This is a genomic window from Micromonospora sp. NPDC049366 (genome assembly GCF_044466625.1).
In the GTDB taxonomy this organism is placed as follows: domain Bacteria; phylum Actinomycetota; class Actinomycetes; order Mycobacteriales; family Micromonosporaceae; genus Micromonospora.
On record NZ_JBITMV010000003.1, the window covers coordinates 273,060 to 293,631 of the forward strand.

Annotated in this window: 18 protein-coding genes; 15 read left to right on the forward strand and 3 right to left on the reverse strand. The window is 72.7% G+C overall.

Features of this window, described 5'->3' with window-relative positions:
- Window positions 1-100: 100 nt before the first annotated feature.
- Complete coding sequence (gene serC / locus ACIBTV_RS07275; RefSeq protein ID WP_396703135.1) at window positions 101-1,228, reverse strand: phosphoserine transaminase; 1,128 nt, start codon at window positions 1,226-1,228, stop codon at window positions 101-103.
- Window positions 1,229-1,487: 259 nt separating this feature from the next.
- Window positions 1,488-2,594 (reverse strand): citrate synthase 2, encoded by a 1,107-nt coding sequence (locus ACIBTV_RS07280; RefSeq protein WP_396703136.1) that lies wholly within the window; start codon window positions 2,592-2,594, stop codon window positions 1,488-1,490.
- Between the two features lie 226 nt (window positions 2,595-2,820).
- On the opposite strand from ACIBTV_RS07280, the gene pdxH reads away from it, so the two are divergent.
- The 7 genes from pdxH to ACIBTV_RS07315 all read left to right on the forward strand — a co-directional run bounded on the left by pdxH (window position 2,821) and on the right by ACIBTV_RS07315 (window position 8,979).
- Entirely contained in the window at window positions 2,821-3,468 is a 648-nt protein-coding gene (pdxH, locus tag ACIBTV_RS07285; protein WP_396703231.1) for a pyridoxamine 5'-phosphate oxidase, read from the forward strand.
- The gene (locus ACIBTV_RS07290; RefSeq protein WP_396703137.1) at window positions 3,465-4,769 is read left to right on the forward strand and encodes an MFS transporter; all 1,305 of its coding nucleotides are present in this window, start codon (window positions 3,465-3,467) and stop codon (window positions 4,767-4,769) included. The genes pdxH and ACIBTV_RS07290 overlap by 4 nt, the downstream gene beginning before the upstream one ends.
- Before the next feature lie 18 nt (window positions 4,770-4,787).
- Window positions 4,788-5,717 carry an aldose 1-epimerase family protein gene (locus tag ACIBTV_RS07295; RefSeq protein WP_396703138.1) on the forward strand — a complete coding sequence of 310 codons (930 nt, stop codon included), beginning with the start codon at window positions 4,788-4,790 and terminating at the stop codon, window positions 5,715-5,717.
- Window positions 5,718-5,743: 26 nt separating this feature from the next.
- Window positions 5,744-6,346, forward strand: a complete 603-nt coding sequence (locus ACIBTV_RS07300; protein WP_396703139.1) for a nitroreductase family protein — start codon at window positions 5,744-5,746, stop codon at window positions 6,344-6,346.
- Between the two features lie 188 nt (window positions 6,347-6,534).
- A complete protein-coding gene (locus tag ACIBTV_RS07305) occupies window positions 6,535-6,840 on the forward strand; it encodes a type II toxin-antitoxin system VapB family antitoxin (RefSeq protein WP_091593012.1) in 306 nt (101 codons plus the stop codon).
- Between the two features lie 44 nt (window positions 6,841-6,884).
- Window positions 6,885-8,060 carry an acyl-CoA dehydrogenase family protein gene (locus tag ACIBTV_RS07310; protein WP_396703140.1) on the forward strand — a complete coding sequence of 392 codons (1,176 nt, stop codon included), beginning with the start codon at window positions 6,885-6,887 and terminating at the stop codon, window positions 8,058-8,060.
- 121 nt (window positions 8,061-8,181) lie between these two features.
- Window positions 8,182-8,979 (forward strand): DUF4230 domain-containing protein, encoded by a 798-nt coding sequence (locus ACIBTV_RS07315; RefSeq protein ID WP_396703141.1) that lies wholly within the window; start codon window positions 8,182-8,184, stop codon window positions 8,977-8,979.
- A gap of 322 nt (window positions 8,980-9,301) precedes the next feature.
- On the opposite strand, the gene ACIBTV_RS07320 is transcribed toward ACIBTV_RS07315, so the two are convergent.
- A complete protein-coding gene (locus tag ACIBTV_RS07320; RefSeq protein ID WP_396703142.1) occupies window positions 9,302-9,511 on the reverse strand; it encodes a PspC domain-containing protein in 210 nt (69 codons plus the stop codon).
- A 619-nt stretch (window positions 9,512-10,130) separates the two neighbouring features.
- Between ACIBTV_RS07320 and ACIBTV_RS07325 the strand changes: the two genes are divergently transcribed.
- The 8 genes from ACIBTV_RS07325 (at window position 10,131) to ACIBTV_RS07360 (ending at window position 20,572) form a co-directional block, all read left to right on the forward strand.
- The gene (locus tag ACIBTV_RS07325) at window positions 10,131-11,501 is read left to right on the forward strand and encodes an L-serine ammonia-lyase (RefSeq protein WP_396703143.1); all 1,371 of its coding nucleotides are present in this window, start codon (window positions 10,131-10,133) and stop codon (window positions 11,499-11,501) included.
- Window positions 11,502-11,571: 70 nt separating this feature from the next.
- On the forward strand, window positions 11,572-12,399 hold the full coding sequence (locus ACIBTV_RS07330) for an ABC transporter permease (RefSeq protein WP_396703144.1): 828 nt from the start codon (window positions 11,572-11,574) through the stop codon (window positions 12,397-12,399).
- A complete protein-coding gene (locus tag ACIBTV_RS07335; protein ID WP_396703145.1) occupies window positions 12,399-13,145 on the forward strand; it encodes an ABC transporter ATP-binding protein in 747 nt (248 codons plus the stop codon). Before ACIBTV_RS07330 ends, ACIBTV_RS07335 begins: the two co-directional genes overlap by 1 nt.
- Window positions 13,142-15,157, forward strand: coding sequence for a DUF5941 domain-containing protein (locus ACIBTV_RS07340; protein ID WP_396703146.1), 2,016 nt, complete (start codon window positions 13,142-13,144; stop codon window positions 15,155-15,157). Before ACIBTV_RS07335 ends, ACIBTV_RS07340 begins: the two co-directional genes overlap by 4 nt.
- A gap of 15 nt (window positions 15,158-15,172) precedes the next feature.
- Window positions 15,173-17,383: a CDP-glycerol glycerophosphotransferase family protein gene (locus ACIBTV_RS07345; protein WP_396703147.1), complete on the forward strand. Its 2,211-nt coding sequence runs from the start codon at window positions 15,173-15,175 to the stop codon at window positions 17,381-17,383.
- Between the two features lie 170 nt (window positions 17,384-17,553).
- Window positions 17,554-18,852 carry an ABC transporter ATP-binding protein gene (locus ACIBTV_RS07350; protein ID WP_396703148.1) on the forward strand — a complete coding sequence of 433 codons (1,299 nt, stop codon included), beginning with the start codon at window positions 17,554-17,556 and terminating at the stop codon, window positions 18,850-18,852.
- A 61-nt stretch (window positions 18,853-18,913) separates the two neighbouring features.
- Entirely contained in the window at window positions 18,914-19,993 is a 1,080-nt protein-coding gene (locus ACIBTV_RS07355) for a hypothetical protein (RefSeq protein ID WP_396703149.1), read from the forward strand.
- Between the two features lie 114 nt (window positions 19,994-20,107).
- Window positions 20,108-20,572: a DUF4442 domain-containing protein gene (locus tag ACIBTV_RS07360; protein ID WP_396703150.1), complete on the forward strand. Its 465-nt coding sequence runs from the start codon at window positions 20,108-20,110 to the stop codon at window positions 20,570-20,572.

A 20,572-nucleotide genomic window follows, 5' to 3' on the forward strand; every position in this document is an offset into this window, starting at 1 on the left:
CTCAGGTGGGAGACGCCACGCCCGCATGTCGCGGATGAGCAGCCACGATGATCACGGTGGGTGGCCGCCGCACCGGGCCGCGGCCACCCACCGTCACGTCCTAGAGCCGCTCGACGACGTAGTCGATGGACGCCGTCAGCGCCTCCACGTCGGACGGCTCGACCGCCGGGAAGAGCGCGACGCGAAGCTGGTTGCGACCGAGCTTCCGGTAGGGCTCGGTGTCGACGATGCCGTTGGCGCGCAGCGCCTTCGCGATGGCGGCGGCGTCCACCCCGTCGGCGAAGTCGATGGTGGCGACCACGTTGGACCGCAGCGCCGGGTCGGCGACGTACGGGGTGGCGACCGACGAGCGCTCCGCCCAGCCGTACACGATCGCGGCGCTCTCGGCCGTCCGCTTGGCCGCCCAGGCCAGGCCGCCCTGCGCGTTCATCCAGTCGGTCTGCTCGGCGGCCAGGAAGATGGTCGCCAGCGCCGGGGTGTTGTAGGTCTGCTCCAGCCGCGAGTTGTCGATCGCAGTGACCAGGTCGAGGAAGGCCGGGATGTAGCGGCCGGACGCCTTGATCTCGGTGGCCCGCTCCAGCGCCGCCGGCGACATCAGGGCCAGCCAGAGCCCGCCGTCGGAGCCGAAGCACTTCTGCGGGGCGAAGTAGTAGACGTCCGTCTCGCCGACGTTGACGTCCAGCCCGCCCGCACCGGAGGTCGCGTCGACCAGCAGCAGCGAACCCTCGTCGGCGCCCGCCACCCGGGAGATCGGCACGGCCACGCCGGTGGAGGTCTCGTTGTGCGGGGTGGCGTAGACGTCCACCCCGGCCTCGGCGACCAGCGTCGGGGCGCTGCCGGCCTCCGACTTGCGGATCGTCGGCTCACCGAGGAACGGCGCGTCCTTGACGGACTTGGCGAACTTCGCGCCGAACTCGCCGAAGCTCGCGAACTGGGCCCGGTCGCGGATCAGGCCGAACGTCGCGACCTCCCAGAAGGCGGTGGTGCCGCCGTTGCCGAGCACCACCTCGTAGCCCTCGGGCAGGTCGAAGAACTCGGCGATGCCGCGCCGCAGGCGGGCGACCTGGTCGCGGACCGTCTTCTGCCGGTGGGAGGTGCCCAGGTAGCTGGTCGCCACGTCGGCGAGGGCGGACACGGCCGCCGGACGGACCTTGGACGGCCCGCAGCCGAACCGTCCGTCGGCGGGCTTGATCTCGTCGGGAATCCGGATGGTCGGTGCGTCAGCCACGGTCTTCAAGATCCTTCCGCATGGGCCGGGAGCCCGGTGAGCTGGCGAGCGCGGACCGGCGGCGAGCGTGTGGACACGCGGCGGCCGGGATCCGAGCACGGTCCGGCGGCACTGCCGAGTTTTCATCCTCCCATCCCCTGGCGTTCTCCTCGCGGCTGGTCCCGACCCTTGCCACTGAGGCGTACGCCACAGCCCGTCCCGGATCCGGACGCACGAGGGGCCCCATCCGCGACGGACGGGGCCCCTCGACGTACGCGGGTCAGACGCCGTGCGGGATGGCGTCCCAGCCCTCGACCTCCTGCGGCTTGCGGGGGCTGTGGCCGACGTAGCGCGCGGACGGGCGGACCAGCCGCTGGAGCTTCTTCTGCTCCAGGATGTGCGCGCTCCAGCCGCCCATCCGGGCGCAGGTGAACATCGAGGTGAACATGTGCGCCGGCACCTCGGCGAAGTCGAGCACCACGGCCGACCAGAACTCGACGTTGGTGGCCAGCACCCGGTCCGGGCGGCGGGCCTGCAACTCGGCCAGGGCCGCCTTCTCCAGCGCCTCGGCGATCTCGAAACGCGGCGCGCCCAGCTCCTTGGCGGTGCGCCGGAGCACGCGGGCGCGCGGGTCCTCGGCCCGGTAGACCCGGTGGCCGAAGCCCATCAGCCGCTCACCCCGGTCGAGGACGCCCTTGACGTAGCCCTCCGCGTCGCCGCTGCGCTCGACCGCCTCCAGCATGCTGAGCACCCGCGACGGGGCGCCGCCGTGCAGCGGGCCGGAGAGGGCGCCGATGCCGGAGGAGATGCAGGCCGCGGCGTCCGCGCCGGTGGAGGCGACGATCCGGGCGGTGAACGTGGAGGCGTTCAGGCCGTGTTCGGCGGCCGAGATGAAGTACGCGTCGACGGCCTTGACGTGCCGCGGGTCGGGCTCACCGCGCCAGCGCTTCATGAAGCGCTCGACGATGGTCTGCGCCTTGTCGATCTCCTTCTGCGGCACCGCCGGCAGGCCCAGGCCGCGGGCGGACTGGGCGACGAAGGACAGCGCGGTCACCGAGACCCGGGCCAGGTCCGCGCGGGCCTGCTCGTCGGAGATGTCGAGAAGCTGGCTCAGCCCCCAGTACGGGGCGAGCATCGCCACCGCCGACTGCACGTCGACCCGGATGTCGCCGGAGTGCACCGGCACCGGGAACGGCTCCGCCGGCGGCAGGCCCGGCCCGAACCGGCCGTCGACCAGCAGGGCCCACACGTTCCCGAAGGAGACCTGGCCGATCAGGTCCTCGATGTCGACCCCGCGATAGCGCAGCGCACCACCCTCGCGGTCGGGTTCGGCGATCTCGGTCTCGAAGGCTACGACGCCCTCCAGCCCGGGCTTGAAATCGGCCATCTCGCTCTCCTGGGTGTGGTCGGTCTCCCTCGATTCGCAACATCTTGCCTGCTCAGTACTGACCGCGCGACCCGCTGCGGCTGTGCCGCACACGACATCCCCGGGCGCGCATCCGGCCACCGGCTGGGCAAGACTGGAGACTGCGGGCTGGCCAGCGCCTCCGGCTGTGCGGCGGCCCGGCGAGAAGGAGTGGAACGTGACGGGCGACACACCCGCCCCGTCCGCGATGCGTAACGAGTACGCCGCGGACGTGGGCCTTTCCGAGGCTGACCTGGCCGGCGACTGGCACACCCAGTTCGCCCGCTGGTTCGCCGACGCGGTGGCCTTCGGGCTGGCCGAGCCGAACGCGATGATCGTCGGTACCGCCGACACCACCGGCCGGCCCAGCGCCCGGACGGTCCTGCTGAAGGGGTACGGCCCGGACGGCTTCGTCTTCTACACCAACCACGCCTCGCGCAAGGGCACCGAGGCCGCGGCCAACCCGTACGCCAGCCTGGTCTTCCCGTGGTTTCCCATGCAGCGTCAGGTGGTCGTCGCCGGCGTCGTGGAGCCGGTGGACCGCGCCGAGACCGAGGCCTACTTCGCGACCCGGCCGCGCGCCTCGCAGCTGGGCGCCTGGGCGAGCCCCCAGTCCCAGGTGATCCCGGACCGGGCCACCCTGGAGGAGCGCTACCGGGCGGCCGCCGAGCGGTTCCCCGACGGCACGCCGATCCCCGCGCCCCCGCACTGGGGTGGCCTGCGGGTCCGCCCCGACTCCGTCGAGTTCTGGCAGGGCCGGGCCGGCCGGCTGCACGACCGGCTGCTGTTCCGCCGGACCGGCGGGGCCGCCTGGACCGCAGGTGCCGCCTGGACCGTCGAACGGTTGGCGCCGTGACCGGGGTGCAGCAGGCCCCGACGCGCGCGGCGCGTCGCTGGGCGATCGACCTGCGGCCGCTCGGGGTGCCCGCGTACCGGCGGCTCTGGCTCGGCAACGGCATCGCGATGTTCGGCTTCCAGTTCACCGCGGTGGCCGTGCCCGTGGAGATGTACGCGCTGACCCACGACTCGTTCTGGGTCGGTCTGCTGGGTGTCGCCGGGTTCGTGCCGCTGCTGGTCTTCGGGCTGTGGGGCGGCGCGGTGGCCGACGCGCGGGACCGGCGGCTGGTGCTGCTCGGCGGGTCCGCGCTGCTGTGGGCGTCCACGCTCGGCCTGCTGCTGCAGGCGGTGTTCCGGGTCGGCAGCCCGGTGCTGCTGCTCGTCCTGGTCGCGGTGCAGTCCGTGGCGTTCGCGATCAGCGCGCCGGCCCGCAGCGCGATGCTGCCCCGGCTGGTGCCCGACGAGCTGGTGCCGGCGGCGAGCACGCTCAACTACACGACGTTCACCGCCGCCTCCGTCGTCGGCCCGTTGGCCGCCGGGCTGATCCTCTCCATCTGGGACGATCCCCAGGTCGCGCTCCCCATCGCGTACGGGGCGGACGCGCTGCTCTTCACGGCCATGGTGTGGGCCGCGCTGCGGCTGCCGGCGCTGCCGCCCGAGCCCAGCCCCGACGGTGACGGCAGCCCGGCCCGGGCGGGCCTGGCCAGCGTCATCGACGGATTCCGCTACCTGGCCACCACCCCGGTGCTGCTGCTGTCCTTCGCCGTCGACCTGATCGCCATGATCCTGGCCATGCCCCGGGCGCTCTTCCCGGAGATCGCGCACGACCGGTTCGGCGGCGGTGGGTCGGTCGGTTGGCTGTTCAGCGCCATCGCCATCGGCTCGATGCTCGGCGGCCTCACCTCCGGCTGGATCAGCCGACTGCGCCGGCAGGGCCTCGGACTGGTGGTCGCGGTGGTCGCGTGGGGGCTGGCGATCGCGGCGGCCGGGTTCGCGCACCAGCTCTGGCTGATGGTGCTGCTGCTCGGTGTGGCCGGCGCGGCGGACCTGGTCAGCGCGGTGCTGCGGCAGTCGATGCTGCTGGTCTACGCGCCGGACCGGATGCGCGGCCGGCTCCAGGGCGTCAACACCGTGGTGGTCGCCGGCGGCCCGCGCCTCGGTGACCTGCGCGCCGGGGCGATGGCCGCCGGGTTCGGCGGTGGGGTCGCCTGGATCGCCGGCGGTGTCGCCTCGGCCGTGCTGGTGGTGGTGCTCGCCGTCGCCTTCCCGGCCCTGCTGCGCTACCGGGCGGCCACGTCGTCGAGCGGCGACCGGGACTGATTGGTTAGGGTCGCCGACATGCACACCCCCGACCAGCGTCCGCCCTCGGGCACTCAGTGGACGATCTCCGCCGCCGGCCATGAGGCCGTCATCGTCGAGGTGGGCGGCGGCCTGCGGACGTACCGGCACGACGGCGTGGACTACGTCGACGGGTACGCCGAGGACGAGCTCTGCCCCGGCTGCGCGGGCCAGGTCCTGGCGCCGTGGCCCAACCGGATCCGCGACGGGCGCTACACGTTCGGTGAGCGGACACACCAGCTGCCGCTGACCGAGCCGCAGCGGCACGTGGCGATCCACGGGCTGGTCACCTGGGTGCCCTGGCGGCTGCTGGAGCAGTCGGCCGACGCGGTGACCATCGGTTACGACCTGCCGCCCCAGCCGGGCTACCCGTGGGCGCTGCGGCTGGTCAGCCGGTGGAGCGTCGGACCGGACGGGCTGCGGGCCGAGCACGAGGTGCGCAACGTCAGCGGCGAGCCGGCGCCGTTCGGGTTCGCCGTGCACCCGTATCTCCAACTGCCCGGCGTCGCGGTCGACGACCTGGCGATGCGGCTGCCGACCCGGACCCGGATGGTGGTCGACGGGCGGCTGCTGCCGGTCGGGGCGACCGAGGTGGGCGGCACCGAGTACGACTGGACCAGCCCGCGCCGGATCGGCAGCGCCACACTCGACCTGACCTTCGGCGAGGTGATCCGGGACGCCGACGGCGGCTCGTCGGTCAGCCTGGCCGCGCCGGACGGGTCGACCGGCGTGACCCTCTGGGCCGACCGGGAGTTCGGCTGGTGGCAGGTCTTCACCGGTGACTCGCTGACCGGTGAGCGGCACCGCCGCTCGGTCGCGGTCGAGCCGATGACCTGTCCACCCGACGCGTTCCGCTCCGGCAAGGACGTCATCACGCTGAAGCCGGGCGCCACCTGGCGCGGCGTCTGGGGTGTCCGGCCGGGCGCCTGACCGGCCGGCGATCCGGGGGGAGTGGCATGGAGTTCGCCGAGGTGCTCCGGCGGCGACGGATGGTGCGCAACTACGACCCGGATCGGCCCGTCCCGCCCGACGTGGTGCAGCGCCTGCTCGACCACGCCGTCCGGGCACCGTCCGCCGGGTTCGCGCAGGGCTGGGGTTTCCTCGTCCTGGAGGACGCGGCGGACCGGGAACGTTTCTGGACGGCGGCCACGCCGGAGGGCGGCGGGCGGGAACGCTGGCTGGCCGGGATGCGGCGGGCGCCGCTGATCATCGTGCCGCACGCGAACCGGTCGGCCTACCTCGATCGGTACGCCGAGCCGGACAAGGGCTGGGCGGACCGCGCGACGGAGCGCTGGCCGGTGCCCTACTGGTACGTGGACACCGGCTTCGCCGCACTGCTGATGCTGCTGACCGCCGTGGACGAGGGGCTGGGCGCCTGCTTCTTCGGCATCCCGCCGCAACGCCTGGCGAGCTACCGGGAGGCGTTCGGGGTGCCGGAGGAGTTCGCGCCCATCGGTGCGGTGACGGTGGGTTACCGTGCCCCCGACCATCGGTCACCGTCGCTGCGTCGCGGACGCCGTCCGGACGACGAGGTGATCCGGCGGGGACGGTGGAGCTGAGCGGTATGCCGCATTCGCCCGGCCGAGGATCGGGCGGGAGGTAGCGAAACTGACATCGGGGAGCGGAACGTGGTGTGTGACGGGCGGCTAGGCTGGCACGGTCATCGGTGCCGCGTCCCGCGGTGCCACGCCGCGACCCGGCACGGCGCCGTCGGTCGGCCCGGCCACGGGGAGGGGAGCGTGCCGTCGTGATCTTCAGAGCGGTCCGGGACGGGCGTCCCTACCCGGAGCACAACCTGACGCTCAAGCAGTGGGCGGAGATCCCGCCGCGGCCGCTGCGCCTGGATCAGTTGATCACCACCAAGCGTGAGCTGGCGCTGGACAAGCTCCTCGCCGAGGACTCCACCTTCTACGGCGACCTGTTCCCGCACGTCGTGCAGTGGAACGGCGGCCTCTACCTGGAGGACGGGCTGCACCGGGCGCTGCGCGCGGCACTCCAGCAGCGCAACCAGATCCACGCCCGGGTGCTCGTGCTCTCCGAGGCCGTGGAGTGACGCGCGGTCGCGTCGCGCGCTGAGCCTTCGTTAGGGTGGCTGCCATGAGCCAGCGCCCCACCGCCCCGCTCGACCTGCTCGACCTGGACTCCTCGCTCGACGAGGAGGAGCGGCAGATCCGCGCCGTCGTGCGACAGGTGATCGACGACCGGGTGCGCCCCCACGTCGCCGGCTGGTACGAGGACGGTCAGGTGCCCGCCCGCGAGTTGGCCCGGGAGTTCGGCAAACTCGGCCTGCTCGGCATGCACCTCACCGGCTACGGCTGCGCCGGCGCGTCGGCCGTCGCGTACGGGCTGGCCTGCCTGGAGTTGGAGGCGGGCGACTCGGGGGTCCGCTCGCTGGTGTCGGTGCAGGGTTCGCTGGCCATGTACGCCATCTGGCGCTACGGCAGCGAGGAGCAGAAGCAGCGCTGGCTGCCGTCGATGGCCACCGGTGAGGCGATCGGCTGCTTCGGCCTCACCGAGCCGGACCACGGCTCCGACCCCGCGTCGATGGCCACCCGGGTGCGCCGCGACGGCGACGACTGGGTGCTCACCGGCGGCAAGATGTGGATCACCAACGCGCCGATCGCCGATGTCGGGGTGATCTGGGCGCGCACCGAGGACGGCGTACGCGGGTTCGCCGTGCCGATGGACACGCCCGGCGTGACGGCCCGGGAGATCCGGCACAAGATGTCGCTGCGGGCCTCCCTCACCGGCGAGGTCGTGCTGGACGACGTCCGGCTGCCGGCCGACGCGCGGCTGCCCGAGGCGATCGGGCTCAAGGCGCCGCTGAGCTGCCTCACCGAGGCGCGACACGGCATCGTCTGGGGCGCGCTCGGCGCCGCCCGGGACTGCCTGGAGACCACCCTGGCGTACGCGGGCACCCGCACCCAGTTCGGCCGCCCGCTCGCCGGCTTCCAGCTCACCCAGGCCAAGCTCGCCGACATGGCCGTGGAGCTCCAGAAGGGCTACCTGCTGGCGCTTCACCTCGGCCGCCTCGCCGACGCCGGGCGGCTGCGCCCCGAGCAGGTCAGCGTCGGGAAGCTCAACAACGTGCGCGAGGCGTTGGCCATCGCCCGGCAGTGCCGGACCATCCTCGGGGCGAACGGGATCTCCGGCGAGTACCCGGTCATGCGGCACGCCAACAACCTGGAGAGCGTGCTCACCTACGAGGGCACCTCGGAGATCCACCAGCTGGTGATCGGGCAGCGCCTCACCGGGATCAGCGCCTTCGCCTGAGCGTCCGTTGACCCCGCCTGAGCTGCGGTGATGCCGAAAGCGTCGGCTCGCCGCGCGCATGTCGTACGGCGGACGTACCGTCATTCTCAGACGGCTTTGTCTGACGAGGACGGTGAGGGCGATGGCCCGCGACGGTGACAGCACCGAGCCCACCAGGGAGTTCCCGGGTTACCCGACCGGCGACACACTCAAGACCCGCTCCGACGCCGCGCCCGAGCCGGCGACGGCGCCTCCCGGGTCGGCAACGGCGCCTCCCGAGACGGGCGCCCGGCCCGGTTCGGGTCCCGCCCGCGGTCTGCTCTGGGTGCTCGGCGCGGCGGCGCTCGCCGTGGTCGTGCTGCTCGGCGTGCAGACCAGCGGGCTCTGGCCCAGCTTCCGCAACCCCTTCGCCGAGCAGCAGACCGACCGCAGCCAGCCGACGCTGCTCAAGTCGATCCAGGACCTGAGCCGCTACGTGGCGGCCGAGGGCAACTTCCAGGTCGTGGTCGACCTCCAGACCGACCGCAAGTACGTGCCGGAGTTCCTGCTCAACGAGCGCACCCTGTTCGTCGGCGCCGGCAGTGTGGAGGCCTACGTGGACTTCGCGAAGATCTCCGAGGGGGCCGTGGTCGAGTCGGCCGACGGCAAGTCGGTGGAGATCAAACTGCCCGCGCCGCAGCTCGGCGAGACCAACCTGGACCTGGAGAAGAGCTACGTCTTCGCCGAGAAGCGCGGCCTGCTCAACCGGCTGGGCGACGTCTTCGCCAGCGACCCCAACCGGCAGCAGGAGGTCTACCGGCTCGCCGAGGAGCGGATCACCGCCGCCGCCCGGGACAGCGGGCTCGGCGCCCGCGCCGAGGAGAACACCCGCAAGATGCTCGAAGGGCTGCTCGGCTCCCTCGGCTACGAAGAGGTGACCGTCACCTACCTCGCCCCCTGACCGACCCCGGGCAACGCCCGCCCCCACCTACCCGGGGCGGGCGTTCCGCGTCCACCACGCCGCCCCACGCGCCGCACGGGTCACCACCCCACCCCGCCTTCGCCTCGCCCCGCGATCGCCTCGCCCCCCGCCTCGCCCCCCGCCTCGCCTCGCCCCGCGATCGCCTCGCCCCCCGCCTCGCCCCGCCCCGCGATCGCGTCGCCCCGCGATCATGCAGTTGTGGTGCCAGGGATGGGAATGAATGGGTGTTTTGTTCGGCACCACAAGTGCATGATCGGCGTCTGAGGTGGGCGGGGTGGGGCGGGGACGGGGGTGGGGTGGGTCAGTGGCGGGTGGTGGCCAGGTAGCGGTCCTCGTTGGGCATGAGGATCCACAGGATCAGGTAGACGATCACCTGGGTGCCGGGCAGCAGCAGCGACAGCAGAAACAGCAGCCGGACCATGCCGGCGGACATGCCGAACCGCTGGGCCAGGCCGGCGCAGACACCGGCGAGCATGCGCCCCTGGCGGGGCCGGACCAGTTTGCGACTCATCGTCGTACTCCCACTCTGCGGCGGTGACGCCGCCTCTGACTTCAAACGTAGGAACGGTCGACCACCTCGCCCTCGGTCCGGAGGACGATTGGTGGCACGCGCACCCGTAGGTGCTTACCCGGGTCGACCCACGACGACGCCCGCCCCGGTCTCCACAACGACGCCCGCGGAGCGCCCGGCCATGCGGACCCGCCACCGACTGCCACCCGCGCCGCTCCCCGACCCGCCACCCGTGCCACCACCTGCGCCGCTCCCCGACCCGCCACCCGTGCCACCACCTGCGCCGCTCCCCGACCCGCCACCCGGACCCGTCATCCGTCGGCCGTCCACCCGACACTCGGCCGCCTCGCACCTGGCGAGATCACGCAGGAACATGGATGTAGTGGCCTCGCCGGGGGGCGGAGGCCACTAGAGCCACGATGAAGTGCGATCCGAGGGCTCGGCGGGGTAGAGCGCGGCGGGCGCCGGAGCGGGTGGACTGCCGGGCGGGGGGTGACCTGGGCGGGTAGGCTCGCCGGTCGGGCACCCACACCCCGGGTGCCACTCGGTCGCCCGGACCCGGGCGGCCACGACCCGGCCCGGGCCCGCACCACGGGGACGACGGTGAGGGAGTGCAGCCATGATCAGCGTTTTCGACCTGTTCAGCGTCGGTATCGGGCCGTCCAGCTCGCACACGGTGGGGCCGATGCGGGCCGCCCGGACGTTCGTCACGGGGCTCAAGGCCGACGGGCTGCTCGTCACCACCGCGCGCGTACAGGCCGAGCTGTTCGGGTCTCTCGGCGCGACCGGGCACGGCCACGGCAGCGACCGGGCCGTGCTGCTCGGGCTGGTCGGTGAGGCGCCGGAGACGGTCGACACGGACACGGTCGCCGACCGGGTGGCGCGGATCCGCGCCGAGCGCCGGATCGGTCTGCTCGACGCCCACGAGATCGACTTCGACCCGGACCGCGACCTGGTGCTGCACCGCCGTCGCTCGCTGCCGTACCACCCGAACGGGATGACCTTCGTCGCGTACGACGAGACCGGCGCGGAGCTGCGCTCTCGTACGTACTACTCGGTGGGCGGCGGGTTCGTGGTGGACGAGGCGGCGGCCGGCGCGGACCGGATCACCCCGGACACCACGGTCGTGCGTCACCCGTTCCTGACCGGGGCGCAGCTGCTGGAGATCACCACTAGCACCGGGCTGTCGATCAGCGAGGTGATGCTCGCCAACGAGCTGTCCTGGCGCAGCGAGGCTGAGGTGCGTACGGGCCTGCTGGAGATCTGGCGGGTGATGCGCGAGTGCGTGGAGCGGGGCTGCGAGCGGGACGGCGTACTCCCCGGCGGGCTGAAGGTGCGGCGGCGCGCCGCGGAGCTGCGGCGCAGCCTGGAGGCGGACGCCGGGTCGACCGACCCGCTGCGGGCGATGGACTGGGTGACGTTGTTCGCGCTGGCGGTCAACGAGGAGAACGCGGCGGGCGGCCGGGTGGTCACCGCGCCGACGAACGGCGCGGCCGGCATCATCCCGGCGGTGCTGCACTACTACACGCGGTTCGTGCCGGACGCCTCCGAGGAGGGTGTGGTCCGGTTCCTGCTGGCGGCCGGCGCGATCGGGGTGCTGTTCAAGGAGAACGCGTCGATCTCCGGTGCGGAGGTCGGCTGCCAGGGTGAGGTGGGGTCGGCGTGCTCGATGGCCGCGGCCGGGCTGGCCGAGGCGCTGGGCGGCACCCCGGAGCAGGTGGAGAACGCGGCCGAGATCGGCATGGAGCACAATCTCGGCCTGACGTGTGACCCGGTCGGGGGCCTCGTGCAGATCCCCTGCATCGAGCGGAATGCGGTGGCTAGCATCAAGGCGATCACGGCCGCCCGGCTCGCGCTGCGCGGTGACGGGGTGCACGCCGTCTCGCTCGACAAGGTCATCAAGACCATGCGGGAGACCGGCGCGGACATGAAGGTCAAGTACAAGGAGACGGCACGCGGCGGTCTGGCCGTCAACGTGATCGAGTGCTGAGCGCGCCCACCGCGGGGTAATCGTTCACCGACTGCTAACCTGTCGTCCGTTTCGAAGGCGGGAGGCGGCGGTGACCTCTGGCGTCACGGCGTTGTGGTCGCACCGCAACTCCCTGCGCATCCTGGTCAAGCGCGATCTCGCGGTGAAGTACCAGCAGTCGGTGCTCGGCTACTTCTGGTCGCTGATCGAGCCGCTGGGCATGGGCGCGATCTACTGGTTCGTCTTCGGCGTCCTCTACTCCCGGGACACCGGCCGGCACCTGGGTGACGCGGCCGACTCGTACCCGCTGTTCCTGATCACCGGGATCTTCGCCTGGATGTGGGCCAGTTCGGCGTTGAGCGAGGCGACGAACGCGCTGACCGGGCAGTCGCGGTTGATCACCACGATGAACGTGCCGCGGCAGGTCTTCCCGATCGGACGGGTCACCGGCCGGTTCGCCGAGTACGCGGCCGGCCTGCCGATCCTGCTCGCCGTCGCGCTGGTGTACGCCGCCCACGGCCGGGTCCACCTCGGCTGGTCGCTGTTCGCCCTGCCGCTCGCGGTGGCCGTCCAGGGCGTGCTGCTGATCGGGCTGGCCCTGCTGCTCTCCGCGCTCAACGTGCTGATGCGCGACGTCGAGCGGTTCATGCGCCTGATCATCCGGGTGCTCTTCTACGCCACCCCGATCATCTATCCGCTGAGCCTGGTCCGGGAGTCCCACCTGCCCGGGTGGCTGAAGGTGGGGTACGAGCTGAACCCGCTGGTCGGCATCTTCCAGCTGCACCACTCGATCTGGTATCCGGACGAGTTCCCGGACGCCCGGCTGCTCGCCACCACCATCGCGGGCAGCCTGCTGGTGCTGGTCGTCGGCTGGTGGTCGTTCCGTCGGCTCGAACCCGCCGTGCTCAAGGAACTCTGATGGCCGAGCCGATCATCGAGGCGGAGGGGCTGGGCATCCGGTTCGTCCGCAACCGGCGCCGGCAGCTGCGGCTGCGGGAGATGTTCATCCACCGGGGCGGGCGCAACGCGCCGTCCGGGCAGTTCTGGCCGCTGCGGGACGTGTCGTTCGCGGTGCGGCCGGGGGAGACCGTCGGCGTGATCGGCCGCAACGGCACCGGCAAGAGCACCCTGCTGCGCCTGATCGCCGGCGTGCTCATCCCCGACGAGGGGCGCATCCGGGTCCGCGGGGACGTGGCGCCGCTGCTGGAGCTGTCGGCCGGCTTCTCCAACGACCTGAGCGGTCGGGAGAACCTGTACCTGGTCGGCGGGCTGCACGGGCTGTCGTCGGGCTACCTGAAGCGGCACTTCGACGACATCGTCTCGTTCGCCGGCGAGCAGGTGGAGCGAGCTATCGACACCTCAGTGCGGCACTATTCGTCCGGCATGAAGGTCCGGCTCGGCTTCGCGATCATCTCCCACCTGCCGCATCCGATCCTGCTGATGGACGAGGTGACCGCGGTGGGAGACGCGGAGTTCCGCAAGAAGTGCTACGCGACGATTGATCGTCTGCTCGGGGAGGGGCGCACACTGGTGCTGGTGTCACACAACGAGAAGGACCTGACCCGGTTCTGCCGCCGGGGGCTGTTCCTGGACGGGGGCCGGTTGACCCTCGACGGCAGCATCGCCGAGGCGCTCGACGCGTACCACGGCGCGGTTCCGCGGTGACCCTCGCGATCGTGCTCGCCGGCGGCGCCGCCGCGGCGGGCCTGCCCACCCGTGACGGAGAACCCCTCGCCGACCGCCTCGCGGCGCAGTGCCGGCGGGCCGGCGCGGACGACGTCCGCCTCGCCGCCGACCTGGACGAGTTGGCCGCCCTGGTCGACACCGCCACCGGCCCGGTGCTGGTGACCGGCGGCGACCTGGTCGCGCACACCGCCGTACTCCGGCATCTGGCCACCAGCCCGGTCGGGCCGACGGTGGCGCTGGTGCTCACCGACCCGCCGGCCCCGGGCCGCACGGCGGTCCGCGAGGAGCGCGGCCAGGTGGTCGACGCGGGCCCGTCCGACGCGCTCAACGGGGAGGCCAGCGGGGTCTTCGGCGGCGCGTTCCGGGTCGGCGTGGCCGACCTGCCCGCGCTCGCCGCCGCCGCCCGCGCGGCGGCGGCCGGCACCGCCGTGCCGGCGGCCGGGCCGGGCCGGGCGGCGCCGACCGGGTCCGCCGTGGACCAGCTCTTCGCCGGTCTCACCCTGCTCGGCACCCCGGTCTTCGCTCAGCGCGTACGGCTGCTCGTCGCCCACCGGGTCGCCGACCAGGCCGAGCTTGCCGCGGCGGAGACGGCGGTGGCCGCCGTCGACGAGGACCGCGTCGAGCTGCGGCTCGCGGTCAAGGAGCGGGACGACTTCTTCTCCACCTACTTCGTGAGCACCTGGTCGCCGTACCTGGTGCGGGTGGCGGCGCGGTTGGGGCTCGGCCCGAGCACCGTCACCGTCATCTCGATCCTCTTCGCGGTGGCCGCGGCGGCGCTCTTCGCCGTCGGCGGCACCCGGGTCGCCTGGGTCGGTGGCGCCGTCCTGCTCTACCTCGGGTTCGTGCTGGACTGCGTGGACGGCCAGCTGGCGCGGTACACGCGGCACTTCTCGGCCTGGGGCGGCTGGCTGGACACGATGGCCGACCGGGCCAAGGAGTACGTGGTCTACGCCGGTCTCGGCTACGGCGCCACCCAGGCCGGTCACCGGTACGGCTGGGCGCTGGCGATCGCCGCGATGACGCTGCAGACCGTCCGGCACATGACCGACACCTGGTACGGCGTCCTGCACGACGAGGCCGCCCGCCGGCCCCGCCCGGTGGGCGCCGGCGGTGGGGGCATCGGTGACCGGCTGAACGCCGCGTCGACCCGGGTGCAGGCCGACACCGGCTCGCTGTCGTACTGGCTGAAGCGGACCGTGGTGTTTCCGATCGGCGAGCGGTGGGCGCTGGTCGCGCTGACCGTGGCGTTGTTCGGTCCGCTGGTCAGCCTCGTGGCGGTGCTGGTGTGGGGCACGCTCGCGTTCCTCTACACGGGCGCGCTGCGTACGCTGCGGGCGCGCTGGATGTGGGTGCCGGTGCTGGACACGGTCGACGCCACCCTGCACCGCGACGACGGTCCGCTCGCCACCCGGCTGCCGGTGGTCCGACCGGTGGGGCCGCTGACCCTGGCGGTGGTGGCGGCGCTCGGCCCGGCGGTGCTGCTGGCCCTGGCGCTGGTCGCCCTGTCCGGGGACGGCGACGTGGCCGGCCTGCGGTGGCTGGTGCCGGTCGCGTTGCTGGTGCTGCTGGTCGGTGGTCTGGGCGCCGGCGCGGCGCACAACGGGCCGCTGGACTGGCTGGTGCCGGCCGCGCTGCGGGCCGCCGAGTATCTCTTCGCGATCGCCGTGGGGGTGATCGGGGACGTTCCACCGTGGTTGATCTTCGGGTACGTCCTGCTGCTCACCGTGCACCACTACGACCTGACGGCCCGGCTGGAGAAGCGGCAGGCGGCGCCTCCGCTGCACGACGCCACGCTGGGCTGGGAGGGGCGGTCCCTGCTGCTGGCGCTGGCGGCAATCGTCGGTTTCGCGGCTATCGGTATGGCTACACTCGGTTCGTACCTTCTCGTGGTTTTCCTGGCGAGCGTCGTCCTGGCCTGGGTCGTCCTGCCGGCCCGCGCGGCGCGGGCCTCGGCGGTGCCGGCGCGGACGGGAGGCGGCGCGTCGGGCTGACGGAGGGACGGCCGGATGACCTTGATCAGCTTCGTCGTACCGGCCTACCGCGTGCAGGGCTACCTGCGCGAGTGCCTGGACTCGATCCTCGGTCAGCCCGTCGACGACCTCGAGGTGATCGCCGTCGACGACTGCTCGCCGGACGACAGCGGCGAGATCATCACCGAGTACGCGGCGCGTGACCAGCGAGTCCAGGCCGTCCGGCTGACCGAGAACGTGGGGCTCGGTCCGGCCCGCAACATCGGGCTGGACCGGGCCACCGGGGACTACGTGTGGTTCGTCGACGCCGACGACTGGCTGGCCCCCGACTGCCTGCCCGACGTGGTGGAGCGGTTGCGGACCACCCGACCGGACGTGCTGCTCGTCGACCACGTGCGGGTGCACTGGAACGACACCGCCACCCGCAGCGCCATGCACGAGGTGTTCCCGACGCCCCCGGGCGAGGGCACCTTCCGGCTCCGCGAACGGCCCGAGGCGATGTGCCTGCTGCACACCGCCTGGAACCGGGTGGTCCGCCGGCAGTTCCTGGTCGACCTCGGGCTGCGCTTCGCCCCCGGCTGGTACGAGGACGTGTCGTTCAGCTACCCGGCGTTGATGGCCGCGCAGCGGATCGGCGTCCTGGACCGGGTCTGCGTCAACTACCGGCAGCGCCGGGCCGGCGCCATCACGCGTACCCGGGGCGACCGGCACTTCGAGGTCTTCCCGCAGTGGCACCGGGTGTTCCACCTCATGGACGACTGGGGGTCGGCGGTCGACGAGCTGCGTCCCGCGGTCTTCGAGCGGATGATCTGGCACTACCTGACCGTGCTCGGCAACGGGCAGCGGATCGCCCCGGAGCTGCGACCCGCGTTCTTCGCGCAGATCACCGCCGACTACGCCCGCTGGCTGCCGGCGGGCGGCTACCCCGCGCCGGACGGGGTGGAGGGGCTCAAGCACCGACTGGTGGCCACCGGCAGGTGGCGTACGTTCAGCGCGTTGCGCGCCGCCAACCGCGCCCGGGACACGGCGCGGCGGTCGGCGCGGATCGCCCGACGCCGGGTCACGCCGGTGGCCCGCCGCAACGTACGCCGGGCCCGGGACGTGCTGCTGCGCGAGTACTACCGGGCCGAGCTGCGCCGGCCGGTGGACCAGTCGCTCGCCGTCTACGCGGCGTACTGGTTCCGGGGGTACTCGTGCAATCCCGCCGCCATCTACGAGGCCGCCCGCCGGTTGGCGCCGCAGATCCGGGGCGTGTGGATCGTCCGGCGGAACCGGGTGGCCACGGTCCCACCCGGCGTCGAGTACGTGGTGGCCGGCACGCCCGCGTACTACCGGGTGCTCGCCCGCGCACGCTGGCTGATCAACAACGTCAACTTTCCGGACTTCGTCCGCAAGCGCCCCGGCACCGTCCACGTGCAGACGCACCACGGCACCCCGGTCAAGGTGATGGGCCTCGACCAGCAGCGCTACCCGATCGGCGCGGGGCGGATGGATTTCGGCGGCCTGCTTCGCCGGGTGGACCGCTGGGACTACAGCATCAGCTCGAACGGCTTCTCCACCCAGATGTGGGACCGCGCCTACCCGGCCACGTACACCACGCTGGAGGTCGGCTACCCGCGCAACGACCGGCTCGTCACCGCGACGACCGAGGAGGTGCTGCGGCTGCGCGCCGACCTCGGCATCGGCCTCGCCGAGAAGGTGGTCCTGTACGCGCCGACGCACCGCGAGCACCTGCGCAACTACCGCCCACCGTTCGACCCGGAGCTGTTCCTCGACGCGCTCGGCCCCACCGGCCGGCTGCTGATGCGCAGCCACTACTTCCACGACCGGGACCGCCGCCCCCACCCGACGCCGGAGCGGGAGCGGATCCTCGACGTCAGCGCCCTCCAGCGGGTGGAGGACCTCTACCTGGTCGCGGACGCGCTGGTCACCGACTACTCGTCGGCGATGTTCGACTACGCCGTGCTGGACCGGCCGATCGTCCTGTACACGCCGGACTGGGAGGCGTACCGGCTGGCCCGGGGCGTCTACTTCGACGTGACGCGGGAGCCGCCCGGCGCGGTGGCGATGACGTTCCACGACCTACTCGACCTGTTCCGCTCCGGCGAGTACCGGTCGGACGCGGCCGCGAAGACGCGCGAACAGTTCCGGGCCCGCTTCTGCAGATGGGACGACGGGCACGCGGCCGAGCGGGTCGTCCGTCAGGTCTTCCTCGGCGAGCGCCCGCAGCCGCGTCCCGGCTGCTGACCGTCCCGCCGAACCGCTCGGTGGCCCCTGCTCGGCTGCATAGCCGGCGCTCGATGGCGGGTAACAGAGTCGTCACTGCCCGAACATGGCACGTTTACCCGATGTGCTGGCGTCATGACCTTGGTCACAGTCATTCGGGGGTTCGACCCGACGAGCTGGGGGAGGTGACGGTGACCACCGTCGCGCTCAAGGATGTCACCAAGGTCTTCAGGGACGGCACGGTCGCCGTCGACACCATCAACCTCGACGTCAACGACGGCGAGTTCATGGTGCTGCTCGGTCCCTCCGGGTGCGGCAAGTCGACCGTGCTGCGGATGGTGGCCGGGCTGGAGGACCCGACCCACGGTGCCGTCCTGCTCGACGGCGAGCTCGCCAACGACCTGCCCCCACGCGACCGGAAGATCGCCATGGTCTTCCAGGACTTCGCGCTCTACCCGCACATGACCGTCGGCGACAACATCGCCTTTCCGCTGCGGCTGGCCGGCGTGGAGCCGGTGCCGCGCGGGGAGCGGGTCAGCGACGTCGCCAGCGCGTTGGGCATCGGCGACGTGCTGGCCCGCCGGCCCAGCCAGCTCTCCGGCGGGCAGCGTCAGCGGGTGGCGATGGGCCGGGCGATCGTCCGCCGGCCCGGCCTCTTCCTGATGGACGAACCCCTCTCCAACCTGGACAGCGGCCTGCGCGCCGAGCTGCGCGCCGAGATCTCCGGCCTGACCCGCGAGCTGGGCGTCACCACCATCTACGTCACGCACGACCAGGCCGAGGCGCTCACCATGGCCGACCGGGTCGCCATCATGCGCAAGGGCGTGCTCCAGGACGTGGGCACCCCCACCCAGGTGTACGGCCGGCCGGCGACGCTCTACGTGGCCGCGTTCCTCGGCAGCCCCCGGATGAACCTGCTGGAGGCGTCGGTCTACGTCCACCTCGACCGGTACGTGACGCTCACCCTCGGCGAGCAGGCGCTCTATCTGCCCTGGGACGACATCCGCAGCCGGGCGGTCGCGCACTACCACGGCGAGCGGATCGTGGTCGGCATGCGGGCCGAGGCGCTCACGCCGGTCAGCCCGGACAGCCCCGGCGACGTGCTGCACGGCCGGATCCGCTACCTGGAGCACCACGGTCACGAGTCGCTCGCGTTCCTCGACATCGGCGCGACCGCCGTCGTGGTGGACGAGATGGGCAGCCGCGGTGAACCGCTGGACACCGGCCAGCGCGGGCTGCGCCGCTTCGGCCAGGTGATGCAGCGGCTGGCCGGCCGCCCGGTGGACGCGCCGGAGCCGGAGACGAGCGGTGTACGGACCAGCGTGCTGCCCGACCCCGGCCGGCACCACCGGCGTGCGGCCGAGCTGGCCGTACGCCTCGCCCCGTACCCGGCGGTCGCCGCCGGCCACGCGCTCTCCGTGCGCGTACGCATGGACGCGCTGCACTTCTTCGACGAGCGCGGCGACCGCATCGACGTGGGGTGGCGTTGATCCGCCCGGTGTCCTACCGTGGCGCGACATTCATCGAGATCTGACGAAAGAGGGTGCGCCCGTGTCGGGTGACCGTTCCAACCCGCTCGTCATCGAGCGCATCCTGCGCGACCGGGAAGGCATCTGGCAGCAGATCGTGGCGGAGCGCGACCTGAACGCGCTCACCGTCCGCATGCTGACCAGCTCGGCGATCGCGCTGGCCTGCTACGGCGCGGTGCTGGGCGCGTTCCACAGCGTCCTCATGGCGCTGACCTCCGCGATCAAGCTTCCGCTGCTCTTCCTCATCACGTTGGCGATCTGCCTGCCCACGCTCTACCTGTTCAACCTGGTCTTCGGAGCCCGTCTCTCGGTACGCCAGTCGCTGGCGCTGGTCATGGTCGCGATCACGGTCACCGCGATGCTGGCCGTGGCGTTCGCCCCGATCAGCCTCTTCTTCCTGATCACCGCACCCGACTACGGCTTCTTCAAGCTGCTGAACGTGGCGATCCTGACCCTCTCGGCGTTCGTCGGGCTGCGCTTCCTCACCGGTGGCATGCAGGTGCTCAACCAGCACGGCCTGCTCTCCCCGGCGACGTCGTCCGCCGCGCCCGCCGCCGTCGCCACCCCCGCTGCCGCCCCCGCGCCGGTGACCGTGGCCGCGCCGGCGGCGAGCACGGTGCCGGCGGCCGAACCGGCGGCCGTGCCGGTCGGCGCCACCGCGAACGGCGCCGCCCCGGCCGCGGCGGGAGCGACCCCGGCCGCTGCGGCCACCACCGCTGACGCGGCCCCGGCCGACGCGACCGCACCGGCGCCCGCAGCCCCGGTCGCGGCCCCGGTGCCCGCGCAGCACGTGCCGGCCCCGGTGGCCGCGCAGCACGTGCCGGCCCTGGTGGCCGCGCCCGTCGCCGGCCCGTACCGGGGTGGCTACCCGGCCGGGCAGCGCCAGTGGGCGACCCCGCCGAACCGGCACGGCGACCCGGGGCAGCGGCCCACCAGCATGACCCTGCTCTACATCTGGATCCTGCTCTTCGGCTTCGTCGGCACCCAGCTCGCCTGGACGCTGCGCCCGTTCTTCGGCGACCCGGGGCAGGACTTCGCGCTGTTCCGCAGCATCGACGGCAACTTCTACGCGGAGATCCTCCGGACCATCGCCAACCTCTGACCCGACCTGAACGCGTGCCGGCGGTCGCCCGTCCAACCGACGGGCGGCCGTCGCCGTCAGATGATCGTCACGCACCCCTTGTCCAGGCAAATTACCGGCGAGTAGCGTCACGGCATGTCCATCGACTCTCGCCAGGTGGCGGCCGGAATGCTCGAAGCCGTTCCGTTCGCCCGTACGCTCGGCTTCGAGTTCGTCGAGATCGCCCCGGAGGCCGAGGGCGGAGTCCGGGCGGTCGTCCGGCTGCCCGACTCGCCGGCCACCCACAACCACGTCGGCGGTCCCCACGCGGGCGCCATGTTCACCCTCGGTGAGACGGCCTCCGGGGCGGTCGTGCTGGCCGCGTTCGGGCACCTGCTCGACCGCGCGGTGCTGCTGGCCGTCCGAGCCGACATCGCGTACCACAAACTGGCCATCGGGGCGGTGCGCGCGACGGCGCGGCTGGGCTGCCTGCCGGCGGAGGTCGCCGCCGAGCTGGAGGCGGGCCGGCGGCCGGAGTTCCCGGTCGAGGTCGAGATCGCCACCGACGACGGCACGCCGACGTCCGCGATGACGGTGATCTGGACGTTGCGTCCCCGGTGA

Bases quoted from the DNA above. Each gene is read 5' to 3' on its own strand.
- ACIBTV_RS07280 (WP_396703136.1), bottom strand. From the start codon at position 2,594: ATGGCCGATTTCAAGCCCGGGCTGGAGGGCGTCGTAGCCTTCGAGACC.
- pdxH (WP_396703231.1), top strand. From the start codon at position 2,821: ATGCGTAACGAGTACGCCGCGGACGTGGGCCTTTCCGAGGCTGACCTG.
- ACIBTV_RS07295 (WP_396703138.1), top strand. From the start codon at position 4,788: ATGCACACCCCCGACCAGCGTCCGCCCTCGGGCACTCAGTGGACGATC.
- ACIBTV_RS07300 (WP_396703139.1), top strand. From the start codon at position 5,744: ATGGAGTTCGCCGAGGTGCTCCGGCGGCGACGGATGGTGCGCAACTAC.
- ACIBTV_RS07310 (WP_396703140.1), top strand. From the start codon at position 6,885: ATGAGCCAGCGCCCCACCGCCCCGCTCGACCTGCTCGACCTGGACTCC.
- ACIBTV_RS07315 (WP_396703141.1), top strand. From the start codon at position 8,182: ATGGCCCGCGACGGTGACAGCACCGAGCCCACCAGGGAGTTCCCGGGT.
- ACIBTV_RS07320 (WP_396703142.1), bottom strand. From the start codon at position 9,511: ATGAGTCGCAAACTGGTCCGGCCCCGCCAGGGGCGCATGCTCGCCGGT.
- ACIBTV_RS07325 (WP_396703143.1), top strand. From the start codon at position 10,131: ATGATCAGCGTTTTCGACCTGTTCAGCGTCGGTATCGGGCCGTCCAGC.
- ACIBTV_RS07335 (WP_396703145.1), top strand. From the start codon at position 12,399: ATGGCCGAGCCGATCATCGAGGCGGAGGGGCTGGGCATCCGGTTCGTC.
- ACIBTV_RS07345 (WP_396703147.1), top strand. From the start codon at position 15,173: ATGACCTTGATCAGCTTCGTCGTACCGGCCTACCGCGTGCAGGGCTAC.
- ACIBTV_RS07360 (WP_396703150.1), top strand. From the start codon at position 20,108: ATGTCCATCGACTCTCGCCAGGTGGCGGCCGGAATGCTCGAAGCCGTT.